Source organism: Actimicrobium antarcticum (assembly GCF_039536745.1).
In the GTDB taxonomy this organism is placed as follows: Bacteria; Pseudomonadota; Gammaproteobacteria; order Burkholderiales; family Burkholderiaceae_D; genus Actimicrobium; species Actimicrobium antarcticum.
This window is the reverse complement of sequence record NZ_BAAAZE010000005.1, coordinates 39,917-53,159: the sequence shown is the minus strand read 5'-3', so window position 1 is coordinate 53,159 and position 13,243 is coordinate 39,917. Positions and strand designations below refer to the sequence as shown.

The window sequence follows — 13,243 nt, the reverse complement described above, 5'->3', positions numbered from 1 at the left end:
TTGAACCACCAATAACGCGAACCCGATACCGCCCTACATCCTGACCAGTGCGTCGTCATACTTCTGTTCCGCAGCCAGCTTCATCAATGCCCCGACATCCAGGATCAGGGCCACCTCGCCCGAACCCAGCACGGTCGACCCACTGATGCCGCGCAGGTTCTGGAACAATTTTCCGAGCGGCTTGATGACGGTCTGGTACTCGCCCAGCAACTGGTCGACCAGCAAACCGGAGCGACCATTTTCGCTTTGCACGACGACGATGCTGCGCTTGGCCGATTGCGCGCCCGTTACCGAAAACACCGAGCGCAAATCCAGGAACGGCAACACGCCGCCGCGCAAATCGATACGGCCAGCCGCGCCGTGATGCAGTTGCAGGCGCGATTCATCCGCGTCGATACATTCGACCACGGCATGCAACGGGATGATGAACGAGCTGGTGCCGATCCTGACCAGAAAACCATCGATGATGGCCAGCGTCAGCGGCAGGCGGATTTCAATCAGCGTGCCTGCGCCCGGCTTGCTGCTGAGGCTGACGGTGCCACGCAAGGCTTCGATATTCTTGCGCACCACATCCATGCCAACGCCGCGCCCGGACAGATTGGTGACTTTTTCGGCAGTCGAGAATCCCGGTGCAAAAATCAGGTTGAGCTTGTCGACCTCGGACAGGACCTGACCGGGTGCCACCAGGCCACGTTCCCGCGCTTTGGCCAGCAATACCTCGCCATCCAGCCCGCGCCCGTCATCGGTCACGCGGATGAGGATATTGCCGGAATCGTGCTGTGCCGAGAGGCGGATCGTGCCAGCGGCAGGCTTGCCGGCAGCCAGTCGCACGTCGGGCATTTCGATACCGTGATCGAGCGCATTGCGCACCAGATGCATCAGCGGGTCACCGATTTTTTCGACCACCGATTTGTCGAGTTCGGTCTCTGCACCCTCGATATCGAGCTGAACCTGTTTGCCGAGTTCGCCGGAGACATCGCGCACCACGCGCCGGTAGCGCGCAAAGGTTTCGCCGATCTGCACCATGCGCAGCGACAGCGCGCCGTTGCGAATTTCTTCGACCAGTCCACTCATTTGCTGGGTGGTGCCGATCAGGCCGGCATCGCGCAAATCCAGTGCCTGCAAGCTGGCGCTGGAACCGCAAATTACCAGTTCACCGACCAGGTTGATCAGTTCATCGAGCTTGTCGGCCGGCACCCGCACAAAGCGGGCATCGTCGTTGCGCGGCTCACGCGGTTTGTCGCGCGCGCTGGCCTGCTTCAGCAGCGCGGCATCGACGACGTCGGCTGCCACCTGGTTCTGCGCAATCAGGATTTTGCCTAGCGGCAGACGGGCCAGTTCGGTTGCCGGATCGGCATTCACCGGGCTCTCGCCGGCTTGTAACGACAGCGCCGCGTCGAGCGCCGCGCGCGTGACGGCGCCGCTATCGACCAGAATGTCGCCGAGGCGCCGCTCGTCGGGCAGCGCATGAATCAGCGCCACGAAATCCGGCAGGCTGCGCGCCGGCGAAATGATGTGGATGACGCAATCGTCACGGACGAACTCGAACGCACCTTCGATGTCGGCCAATGCAGCGTTCGATTGCAGGTCGATTTCAAAACCCAGATGGCAGGACTCGGGATCGCACTGCGCCCAGTCCGGCAGATCGTGGTCGATGGTGGCAATCGCCACGATCTGTCCGATCGATTTGAGATAGTGAATGATGGTCAGCGGATCGAAGCCGTTGCGAAAGGCATCCTCGCCGAAGCGCAGCGAAATGTGCCAGATGCCGGTCGTGACTGGCTGCGCTGGGGTGGCAGTGGCGGTGGCTTGTCCGGATACTGATGGGGCTGTCGCACTGACCAGATAGGTACTCAATTGCGCCTTCAGCACATCCGCCTCCTGATCCAGCTGTGCCATCGCTTCAGGCGCATCGATACGCTGTTCGGCTTCGGCCAGCAGGGCGGCCATCATGTCGCAACTGCGAAACAGACAGTCGCTCAGTGCGGCGTCGATCATGAGGTCATCGTTGCGGACGCGATCGAGCACGCTCTCGACCTCATGCGTGAACCTGACCACCCGGTTCAGATTGAAAATGCCGGCCGATCCCTTGACCGTATGGGCTGCACGAAACAGCGCATTGATGGTTTCGTGGTTGGCCGGGTCCTGCTCCATCGACAGCAGTGCATCTTCGATCTGCTGCACCATTTCGCGCGCTTCATCAAAAAACAGCGTCAGCGCCTCGTCGTACATGCCGCTTTCTTCGCTCATGCAGCACCTCCCGCAGGTTGGCACACGAAACGGTCTGCAAGACCATATTCCGCGAGCAGATCGTTGATGACGGCGGATGCCGCTGTCAGTACCACCGCACTGCCCAATGCCGTGACCGCCCGGGCAAACACCAGCAGCAGTTGCAGGCCGGCGCCGTCGCATTCGGACACGTTGCCCAGGTCGAGCGCGATCGCGTCGCTACCGTCAACGCCGTTCAACACCTGCTGCATCTGCAGCCGGATATCGGCAACCTGATAGATCGTCAGTTCCCCTGCGATCACGATGGTGTCCTGGCGCATCGATGGCCTCCGTCGGGTCAGGGAAGAATCAGTTTGGTCACCGCATTGAGCATCTGCGGCGGATTGAATGGTTTGATGATCCACGCCTTGGCACCGGCCGCGCGGCCCTGCTCTTTCATGTCATCCTGACCTTCGGTGGTGAGCATGATGACCGGTGTGAATTTGTAGGCCGGGTTGGTCTTGACCTTGCGAACGAACTCGATGCCGCCCATCCGGGGCATGTTGACATCGCTGATGATCAGGTGGACTTTCTTGCCCGCGAGCCCGTCCAGTCTTGCCAGTGCCTCAACACCGTCACCGGCCTCGATGACCTCGTAGCCGGCACCAGTGAGCGCAATCGATACCACCTTGCGCAGACTGATCGAGTCATCAACTATCAATATCGTCTTTGCCATTTGCTGCTTCCCTCACAAAAAACGGTCTGAAAAACGGACTACTGGGTGACCAGCTACCACCTGCAACGCTGGCTAGAAAAAAGTGACGTCGTCGTCGGCACTGGCAACCGGTCCCTGCACCTGCTTGCGAGCCGCCGGCGCATGCTGCTGCCGCTCTTCTTCCATCGTGTAGGTACTGTCGAGCACCGCCATCCATTCTTCGGGGGTCGGCAAGGCGGCGCGTTCGTCGGCAACCGCGTCATGCATGCGCAGCATGTCGTCGTCGAGTACGGAAAGAATCTGGGAAATCCGGTCCTGGTATTGCAGCGCCACCAGCAGATTTTCGACATCGTTGCGGATGATCGTGCCCTGGCTGCGCATGCCTTCGGCGGAGTCGCCAAGCACCCGGACGTGATCCAGCACGTTCTTGACCACGCTGCCAACCAGCATGATGGCTTTCGAGTCGCCGTCTGCCGCACTGGCCGCGCCCTGCAAGGTTTGCTCGGTGATGACGCCAATCCGGCGTACCCGGTCGCCGATGCTTTTGCCGGTCTCGGCCGACATCAGCGACAGCTTGCGTACTTCGCTCGCCACCACCGCAAAACCGCGCCCTGCGGTGCCGGCGCGGGCAGCTTCGATGGCGGCGTTAATTGCCAGCAAATTGGTTTGTGCGGCGATCACGCCGACCTGCTCGGCCATGTCGCGTAACTGATGGGTTTCCTTGGCCAGGGTCTGGACACTGGTCATGAGCGTGTCCTTGCTCTCGATCACGTGCTCCAGTGAAGCGATTACCGGCGTCAGTTCGCGTTCGCACAGGGTCAGCAGATTGATGGTGGAATTACCCGATACCGCAGCGCCCGAGCGGGCATCAGCACCAAAGCCGGCCTTGTCGAACTGGGTCACGATCGACGAAAAACTATCGATCAGTTGCACTACTGCTTCTTCAGTCTGGGTCTTGACCGAGATCACGTGGCGCTGCCAGACCGGCGTGATCGCGCAGGCAAGTTGCCTGAGCCGGGACGCAGTGTCGGCGTCCTGTTGCAGCGTGGCGCTAGCGTCGGTGGACGTGTTCGCGAGTCCGGAGACACACCAGCAAATACCGAGCGAGACCAGCGCGACACCTACGGCAGCAATGATTTGCCACATGCCGGCTTGCTGCAATAGCGGCAGACAAGCGAACAGTACAGCCAGCGATGACAAACCATAAATCAGGATCGGAGACGGTACTTTTCTTGTAGTGACAGAGGTATCGGCGCTGTGCATTGGTGAATGTCCATGAGCGTTTTATTGCTGAACAGCGAAGCCAACTTAATTGGGCTTTACCAGAAAAAAGCGCTTTATTCGATCCCGTCCGGTGTTTGCAATAGTAATGCGAACATTTGCAGATTTCTATCAACCACAGCAAGTAAATTTTAATCGGGCTAAAACGTCATCATAAAAATGCACGGCCCGAGTAATAAACGATTAACTACCAGCATCGCGTTGATGGATTGTTAGCTACTGTTTCTCTTGAGTAATCATATAGCCTGAGGAAACCAAAAACAAGAAGACGATTTTGTTGTTTAACTCAAATTTCATTATATTTCATTGAAAATGCCGATTTTAAAAATGACTTAAAAACATCGACTTTGACGGTTTGTCTATAGGGAAAGAGATCGGCGCGTTTGCCGAATGCAGCATGAACGGGATGCGCGAAACAACAGATTGCTTTACCGCCATAGTAAATCTCAGGTACTGCATCGCAATAAATACCATTACTTTATTTATTAAAGTTACCGACAGGATTAATTCAAAACGACTGAAGTTTTAGTCAGTATAAAAACACTACCGTTGTATTTTTTTAACAGCTCGATAAAACTTCCGATTAATACTTTTAGTTGCTATAAATAACCAACTATTCATGGCTATTAATCGTGAATTTTGAAATGGATGAGGATAAAAATCACCGCAGCATCGCAAAGGCAGCGCCATCGAACGCCAGATGACTTTCATTATTCAACGGCCAGGGAGACGTGTTCTTAAGGCATAAGCAACCCGTCGATTCAGCGCACCATAAAATGAGCCCGCAGTATTCCACTACACCATCACTGCGGCAGTTGACTGGGCATGCAACATAAATCGGGAGAATTGCAGATGGGGTCGCACTGGATGTCGCCAGGTGTGCACCCGGCTGGAAGACAGCTTGCAGGTCGGTCTGCCGAGATACAGTCGGGCGCGTTGCGCGGAGGAACAGGGGCAGAAGCGATCGGCGAACCCGAATTACCGCCACCCGGACTGGAAACCGTCAGGCGTTCGATCGCATCTGACTGCATGTCGAGCACCACGCTGGAGACGACCGGTATCAGTCCTTTCGCCAGCAAGTCGGTCTGGACGGGATCGGTTCTGGTATCGACGGACGCCAGATAGCGATTGAACAGTATCCCCATGAGCGCAATCTTCGGCTGATAGCCGTGCACGATACGTAACTTGATCCGGTTGGCATCCTGAATACTCTGGCCGGAATCCGTTTTGACGACGGAGCGCCTGAAGGCCAGCCCGGTATTGGGGATCACTCGGCTGCCGGCGCCGATGGAGCGCTGCAGTTCGGGGCTATTCCAGTCCGAAAAACTCTCTTTGGTTGGGTTGAGCAACGTGATGCGCGCGTAACCACCCTGCGGATTCTGGCCCGACAAATTGCTGCCGGTAACCGCATCGCTGGCACGGATGCGTGCCGTGGCTAGTGCCGCGGCAGTCTGGCCGCCACCGTGCATCGGCACGAGTGCCGCGATATAGGCTTGCTGCACTTTGTCCAGACTGGCATGGGCTACCGCACCAGCGCGCGCCGCACTGAAGGCGGCCTGATTGAATTCATTGCGGGCGAAATACAGCATCCCGTATTGGAGCATGGCAAGCCCCAGCAACGTGATGAGCGGCCCGGCAACCGCAAATTCGATCATGCTGGCGCCGCGTTGGCGTGCACTGCTGAACTTGCATGGCACCACCATCACAATCCCGCATGCAGGAACTGCATCACGATCGGGAAGAACAAAACGATGAAGGTGCAGGGAAAAATAAAGGCGATCAGCGGCAGCAGCAATTTGACGGGCGCTTCCAGCGCCTTTTTTTCGGCCCGCAAAAATCGCTCGGTACGGCGCTGATCGGCCTGCGCCCGCAGGACCGGTCCGAGGTTCATGCCCATGCTTTCCGCCTGAATGACGGACGCGATGAAGCTGGTGATACCGGGTTCGCGCATCCGCTCTGCCATGGCGCGCAATGCATCGGCACGCCCTTTGCCGGCACGGATGTCGCGCAGTACGCGCTGGCATTCGTCGTGGAACACACCTGGCGGCCCCTTGTCGACCGCCTGGTTCAATGCCCCCTGCATGTTCAATCCGGCCTCCACGCAGAGCGTGATGATGTCGAGATAGAACGGCAGGCTTTTGAGCAGTTCGCGCTTGCGCTGCGCGATGCGGTCGTGCAGCCAGATCAGCGGCATTACCCAGCCGATCAGCATCCCGACCAGGACCATCTGGGCGTAAGCGTAGATTCCGAACGGAGCCTGATCCGCTCGCATCTGCGCAAACGAACCCAGCACCCAGTAGCAGACCAGGCCAAGAAAGCCGGCACTTAACAGCCGAGCTGCCGTGAACTGGGCCGGGCTGATCATGTAATCGAGGCCGGCACGGCGCAGGCGCAGCAGTCGTTGCTCGTTGCGCTTGTCGTTGCGCGTCTCGCTACCCTTCTCGATGTCTCGCAGCGGATGTCTTTCGAGGAAGTGGCTTACCCATTGTATGGGCCACCAGATCAACCTGAATCCGATGGGTGGCGGGTCTTTGTAGTCGCGATTTTCGGGAGGCACGTCGGCCACCGAACGGCTCAATAGCCAGCCGATCAGCGCGGTTGCCAATCCGACGCCCAGCGCCAGCAGCAAGATGATCAGGTCCGATGACGACGCGCTCATCGCGCAGCACTCGCTGATATCAGGACGGACAGCACGGCAGATAAAACGGCGCCCATCAGACGTCGATCGCCACGATTTTGCGGATCAGGACCACGCCCATAATTTCAAGAAACGCGATCACTGCCAAGGTGGCCCAGCCGATACGGCTATTCCATAAATGGCTCATTGCCACCGGCTCCATCTTGTTGAGCACCATCATCAGCCCGATCGGCAACATGCCGACCACCCACGCCTGCAATTTTCCCTGCGCGGTCAGTGCCACGATCTTGCCTTCCATTTGCAAGCGACTGCGTACCGTATGCGACGTGCGCTCCAGGGTTTCGGCCAGGCCACCACCGGTTTCGGCGGCGATCCGCATCGCCGACACCACCAGCGTCGTGGTCGCAGTCGGAATACGGCGACTGAGGTTGGACAGGCTTTGTTCCAGCGTGACCCCGAGACGCTGCTCACGCAGCAGTAACGAAAACTCCTGCGCCAGCGGCGGCTGGGATTCGGCGACCAATTGTTGTGTGGCGGCGTTCAATCCGATCCCGGCGCGCAAGCCGCCCGACAGCATCAGCAAGGCGTCTGGCAGTTGCTCGTCGAACTGGCGCAAACGGCGCTGTCGCATCCAGCGATACGCCAGTCGCGGCAGCAGCGCCAGACCGAAAAATACCGGCAATGCCAGCAGCGCGCTGCCGGTAGCAATCCATGCCAGCACCGCACCGAGCATCATGATGGCCAGGTTGGCAATGAACAGCTTGGCCGGATCGATGAACAGAAAAAATTCCTGCGCCTGAAAGCGGGTCCGGTCCGTGAAGCTGGCGCGATAACGTTGCATCGTCGATCCGCCCAGCTCGATCAGCACCCAGCTGAGCAAGCCAACTGCCAGAAATATGGTCAGGCTGAAGCCGATCACCAGTGCGGTGGAATTCATGACAGGTCTTTCGGTGCCGCCGCGAGCACATTGGCCGACTTGAAAATTGTCATGTCCGGTGCGACACCGGATGCGCGCAGTTCTTCATAAAACTCCGGCACCAGATCGCACCCCGTAAAGCAGCCACGTACCTTGCCGGTTGCCCCGTCATAGCCCTGACTGGCAAAACGGAACAGCTCCTGCAGCTGGATCTTGCCGCTTTCCATGCCGGTGATTTCGGTGATGCTGGTGACCATCCGGGTACCGCAGGCAAAGCGATTCTGCTGTACCAGAATGTCGACCGCCGAGCTGATCTGCTCGCGGATGGCGACCAGTGGCAAATCCATGCCAGCCATCAGGACCATGGTTTCGAGTCGCGCCAGGCCGTCGCGTGGCGTGTTCGCGTGCAGGGTCGTGAGCGAGCCTTCGTGGCCGGTATTCATCGCCTGCAGCATGTCGAGCGCTTCGGCGCCACGGCACTCGCCCACCACGATGCGGTCGGGTCGCATACGCAAGGTGTTGCGCACCAGTTCACGAATCGAGACGGCGCCCTTGCCTTCCACGTTGGCCGGACGTGCTTCGAGGCTGATCAGGTGCTCGTGGTGCAGCTTGAGCTCGGCGGCATCCTCGACCGTGATGACGCGCTCGTGGCCGGGGATGAAGTTCGACAGGATATTGAGCAGCGTGGTCTTGCCCGAACCGGTACCGCCCGAGACCACGATGTTCTTGCGCGCCGCCACGCAAACGCGCAGGAAGTCGGCCATCGCAGGGCTGAGCGAACCGGCCTCGACGAGATCGTCGGCAGACAGTTTGCGTTTGGCGAATTTGCGGATCGTCAGCGTGGCACCCTTGAGCGCGAGCGGAGCAATGATGGCATTGACGCGGGAGCCGTCTTTCAGACGTGCATCGACCATCGGCGAAGATTCATCGATGCGCCGTCCGAGCGGCGCGACGATGCGTTCGATCACGCCCAGCACTGCGCGCTCGCCGGTAAAGACCAGCGGATGCTTGTGCAGGCGACCGCTGCGTTCGACGTAAATTTCATCGTAGCGATTGACCATGATTTCACTGACGCTGTCGTCCTCCAGCAGCTCTTCCAGCGGGCCAAGTCCGACCGCCTCATTGAGCACTTGCTGGCACAGCAACGCACGATTGAGTTCGACCGGTATCTCGCTTTCGCGCAGCAACAGGATTTGCCGGATCAGGGTGCCGGTATCGGTGCGTAGCTGATGATCGGACATGCTGGAGACGTCATGGCGGCGCAGGTCCATGGTCTGCAGCAGTTCGGTATGGAGGCGACGACGCCATTCGAATTCCAGTTCGCGCAGAGCCGGATTGGCGGGCATTACGACGACGGCATTGCTGACTGAGCGGGTTGATGTTGGTGCTGGCGCTGATGCTGCTGGTGATAACGGCGTCTGTCGGTTGGCCGGTATCGAAGGACTCCCCGCAACATGCTCGCGCGAGCGCAGCATGCCGCCGCCCGGAGGCGTCGCGTTGCTGGCAGGACGGTGGCTGTCGGCACTGGCCGCAACGTCGGAAACCACACGCGCAAATTGCGTATCGCCACTTTGCTGCATGCCGTCGGTGTCATCGGAAAAATCCTTCAGGTCGCTGACCTGCCGCACATGCAACCGGTACGGACCGATGCCAATGGTATCGCGCGGCTGTAGCGGTCCGCCATGCACCTCGATGCGCTCGCCGTTGATGGTCACGCCACCAAACGTTCCGAGATTCTGGATCACCACACCGGATGGCGTGATCATCAATCGGGCGTGATCCTGCGCGATGCGCCAGCTATCCAGACGCACTTCATTGCGACGGGATTTACCGATCCCGCAGTCGTTCGGTACATCGACGAATTTGCTGGTGCCATCGGCAGCGATGATCTCGATATGCAGCATGGTCGCTCCGGGATCAGTCGCGCGACACGCCAGACGGCGTGGTTGACGGTTGGGTGGATGACGCCTGCTCAGTCACGAGGTTGATTCCCGTCACCGACGTTGCATTGCGCTGCAATGTAGCCGATCCGGACCTCGGAAATGGCAGGCAGGGCTCGCGCTCGCACAGCACCGGCGAAACCGGCGCAGGCGTTTGCGCACTACGATTCTCGGTCGCTGGCATCACGTACTGGGACTGCGGACCGAGGCTGGCCGGAATCTCCAGATAGGGCGACTTGCCCAGATTATTTTGCAGTTGACCTGTCGCGCGCTCGACCCGGTCCATCAGCGCCGGAGTGCGGCTATCGACCACCGTCGGCGTGACGAACACCACCAGTTCGGTTTCCTTGTTCTCGAAGCGTTTCGAGCGGAACAAGGCCCCGAGGATGGGGATATCGCCCAGCAACGGCACCTTGTCGATACTGGTGCTGTTATCGACCTGCAGCATGCCGGCCAGGACGATGGTTTCACCTGCCCTGACATTGAATTCGGTGTTGGTCTTGCGCGTTTGGAGTGCCGGTCCGGCAAGACTGCTGATGGAGGCATCGATCTTGCTGACTTCGGTTTCGATGGTGGCGCGCACGACACCGTTGCGATCTACCTTAGGCAGGATATCGAGCTTGATGCCGTAGGGTTTGAACTGGACAGTCACGCCGTTATTGGTCGCCACCGTGTACGGAAATTCGCCACCGGCAAGAAAGCTGGCCTTGGTGCCGCTGCGTGCCGACAATTGCGGTTGCGCCAGCAAACTGGCCTTGCCTTCCTGCGCCAGCAAATTGAGCTGCGCATTCAGGCCAAGATTGAGTGCGCTCAGCACGTTCAGCCCGCTGGGCAGGACCACGCCAGCGGCAGCACCGGCGCCACCCGGATTGGTGATTGGTGCCGGTGCGGACTGGGCACTCTGGATATTGATCTGATACGGACCATCGGTACCGCGCCGTCCGGGCGACCAGATGGCGCCGATCGCCGCACCGCCGACACTGCCCCACTTCAAGCCGATCTCGCGCAGTTCATTGACCGGGAATTCGACCACTTTCACGTCCAGCATGACCATAGGCTCCCAACCTAAACGGTTGGTGAAATTGATGATTTGCGGATAGCGCTTTTCGAGTTGTTCGACTTTGGCGAGGTCGCCGTCGGACAGGTTGTCGCCTTCGACGATGACCTTGTCGCCGACGATGGAGGTCCGGGCATTGAGCATGGTTTTGAGGAAGGCCGCCACTTCGCGCGCAATGCGCGAGGTGTCGCCCGGCACGATACTGACCTTGACGCGCTGGTAACGTCCATCTGCATTCCAGACAAACAGCGACGAAGTACCGACGCCATTGGCAAAGACGATGACTTCTTTTTCGTCGAGCGCAGCCGCCGACATGATCTGGCCGTTCCCGACCGCGATGCGGGCCACGCCGGGGGTCGGAAAAACACGGGACTCGCCGACGAACATTTCAATTTCCGGGATCTGACCCTGGTCGTTCTGCGCAGCGATTGGCGCGTAAGGACGTTTGCTGGCCTGGACTCGGCGTACAGTGGGCTTCAGTTCCGGCGCAAAGCCGTTGCGCAAAGGGTCCGATGCGAGGGTATTGCGCTGCGGTTCCGATGTATATGGCATGACCCGATCAGCGGGGCCGTCTGACGACTTCGCGGCAGATATCGGTGCCGCATCGGAAGGCGGACGACCTGCGGGCGCAGCACTCGGGCGCATGGCTGCCGCGCCACCGGTGACCGGGACCGGCATGGCACCACTGCGTGTCGGTCCGACACTCTGCGCGTGCACTTGCAGCAGCGTCAGACCGGCACACACACTGAGGATGCCGGCACAAATTTTTCTCCTCGAAAACGTGACGATTTCCTTGCTCTTGGCGCGACAGGACGGGTTACCGGTTTTGTACGTAGTGCGCGTTGCCGCATTCGTATATTTAGAATTGGTCATTTCAAATATCTACTTTTGGTTTTATTCAGGGCGTCAGTAGTGAATGCTGGCGGGTCTTGATTGGTTGAAAAATGGTTAGGAAAAATTATCCGACCGGGCTATCGGTCAGGGTTTGGACGAAGATACAGAAGAAGGTACAGACGAAGATAGCGGTGCAGGCGAAGACAGAGGAGGCGGTTTTGCTGACGCAACCAGCGGCGCGTCCTGCTGCATTTTTTTCAGCGTATCGCGTCCGGCCTGCATCGGATCAAGCAGCGGATTGACGTCCGCTCTGGTCCGCGGCTCCAAGCGCAGCGCTTCCGGCGGAAGCTTGGCGATACTGCCGCCGTACAACACGGGAATGTCGCGCTCATTGCGTGGTCCGGAACGCCCGAGTCCAAGCAACGCGGCCATGTCGGCACGCGTACCTGCCATCGGTTTGCGGTCGGACGGATTGCGCAGCAGCGCGGTGATTTTGCCGGCTTCGCGGGCGACGATCACGTTCTGTGCCTGCTCCGGCGTGGTGTCGAGCGTGACGGTGGTGAAATTGCGCCGCTCGCCGGTTTGCGGGTCATCGGCAGCGCGCTGGCCAGTCGCCATGACCAGGACTGATTGCAATAACGGGAAAGTGATTTTTTTTCCGCTATGGTCGACCGTCACCATCAGGTCGATGCTGTCGCCCGGTTCGAGCAGACCGGAGATCGAATTGATCTCGTCGACCGGGACGGTCATTGCGCGATGTCCGGCTTCGACCCGGGCAGAAAACGTCGGGACTTTTTTGCTCTCCATCAAGCCCCACATGATGGTCTCGCCAGCTTTCAGCGGATAGGCAATGCTCTGGCCTTCGATACGGTCGAACTGGGTCGGCAATACGGCAACCGAATGGGCAAATTCCTGGGGAACAGGACGCACTGCAACGTTGTCCGCCGTCAGCAAGGTGCCTTTTGGCATATCGCGTTTGGCGACCACGACGGCAACGGTAGGACCCTTCCCCCGGGCTTCGATGCTGGCGATCCGGTCGCTCAGGAAACTGCGTGCGGCCAGTGCGGCAAGTACGCCAATGGACAAGGCGATACCGAGGATGACCCAGGTTTTATTGGGCCTCAGTGCGCCGGGGGAAGGAAATTTCATGGTCGACAGGTTGGACTGGTTTGGCGGTCAAATATGCTGTGGTGACGTGGCAATTTGGATGCTAGGGGAAGGAGGGTCGATGCAAAGTTATTAGCGTGAAGCGTCATTGCTATAGGCAGACAACCCTTTCTTCGTCGTGGTCTCCGCGGTAGTCGCATCAGCTGCTACTCCCGCCTGTGTAATCGCCCCATCGGACTTTTTACCGGCAAGCTCGAGGGCAATCCCCGACGTCTGACTACGAATGGTCTGCCCAAAAAACTGATACACCGCAATGGCGGCAATGGCGACCAGCGCGACGATCACGATATATTCGGTCATACCTTGCCCGGAATTTTTGGTCATACCGAACGATTGTTTCAGCTTCATGTAATAACTCCTGGTCAAATTAAGGTCGAAAAGAAGTTGTCACATTACCTAACTTATTTACCAACTCTTACTAATTTAATATTGAAGTTGCAAAGCTGCTCATGGGTACGCAAAGCGGGAAATGGCATGCAAATGGATT

General features: G+C 58.7%; 11 protein-coding genes. All 11 read right to left on the bottom strand.

Annotated elements, in window-relative coordinates:
• Positions 1-33: 33 nt before the first annotated feature.
• Complete coding sequence (locus tag ABD720_RS03145) at positions 34-2,250, bottom strand: chemotaxis protein CheA (protein WP_344761767.1); 2,217 nt, start codon at positions 2,248-2,250, stop codon at positions 34-36.
• Complete coding sequence (locus tag ABD720_RS03140; protein WP_344761766.1) at positions 2,247-2,549, bottom strand: STAS domain-containing protein; 303 nt, start codon at positions 2,547-2,549, stop codon at positions 2,247-2,249. The genes ABD720_RS03145 and ABD720_RS03140 overlap by 4 nt, the downstream gene beginning before the upstream one ends.
• 17 nt (positions 2,550-2,566) lie before the next feature.
• Positions 2,567-2,944 (bottom strand): response regulator, encoded by a 378-nt coding sequence (locus ABD720_RS03135; protein ID WP_344761765.1) that lies wholly within the window; start codon positions 2,942-2,944, stop codon positions 2,567-2,569.
• A gap of 72 nt (positions 2,945-3,016) precedes the next feature.
• On the bottom strand, positions 3,017-4,186 hold the full coding sequence (locus ABD720_RS03130; protein WP_344761764.1) for a methyl-accepting chemotaxis protein: 1,170 nt from the start codon (positions 4,184-4,186) through the stop codon (positions 3,017-3,019).
• A gap of 821 nt (positions 4,187-5,007) precedes the next feature.
• Positions 5,008-5,859, bottom strand: coding sequence for a TadE family protein (locus tag ABD720_RS03125; protein ID WP_344761763.1), 852 nt, complete (start codon positions 5,857-5,859; stop codon positions 5,008-5,010).
• A 47-nt stretch (positions 5,860-5,906) separates the two neighbouring features.
• The gene (locus ABD720_RS03120; protein WP_344761762.1) at positions 5,907-6,863 is read right to left on the bottom strand and encodes a type II secretion system F family protein; all 957 of its coding nucleotides are present in this window, start codon (positions 6,861-6,863) and stop codon (positions 5,907-5,909) included.
• A gap of 55 nt (positions 6,864-6,918) precedes the next feature.
• The gene (locus ABD720_RS03115; RefSeq protein WP_344761761.1) at positions 6,919-7,779 is read right to left on the bottom strand and encodes a type II secretion system F family protein; all 861 of its coding nucleotides are present in this window, start codon (positions 7,777-7,779) and stop codon (positions 6,919-6,921) included.
• Positions 7,776-9,662, bottom strand: a complete 1,887-nt coding sequence (locus ABD720_RS03110; RefSeq protein ID WP_344761760.1) for a TadA family conjugal transfer-associated ATPase — start codon at positions 9,660-9,662, stop codon at positions 7,776-7,778. The genes ABD720_RS03115 and ABD720_RS03110 overlap by 4 nt, the downstream gene beginning before the upstream one ends.
• A gap of 13 nt (positions 9,663-9,675) precedes the next feature.
• On the bottom strand, positions 9,676-11,628 hold the full coding sequence (locus tag ABD720_RS03105) for a type II and III secretion system protein family protein (RefSeq protein WP_344761759.1): 1,953 nt from the start codon (positions 11,626-11,628) through the stop codon (positions 9,676-9,678).
• 105 nt (positions 11,629-11,733) lie between these two features.
• Entirely contained in the window at positions 11,734-12,738 is a 1,005-nt protein-coding gene (cpaB, locus tag ABD720_RS03100) for a Flp pilus assembly protein CpaB (RefSeq protein ID WP_344761758.1), read from the bottom strand.
• 90 nt (positions 12,739-12,828) lie between these two features.
• Complete coding sequence (locus ABD720_RS03095; RefSeq protein ID WP_344761757.1) at positions 12,829-13,104, bottom strand: hypothetical protein; 276 nt, start codon at positions 13,102-13,104, stop codon at positions 12,829-12,831.
• Positions 13,105-13,243: the final 139 nt, after the last annotated feature.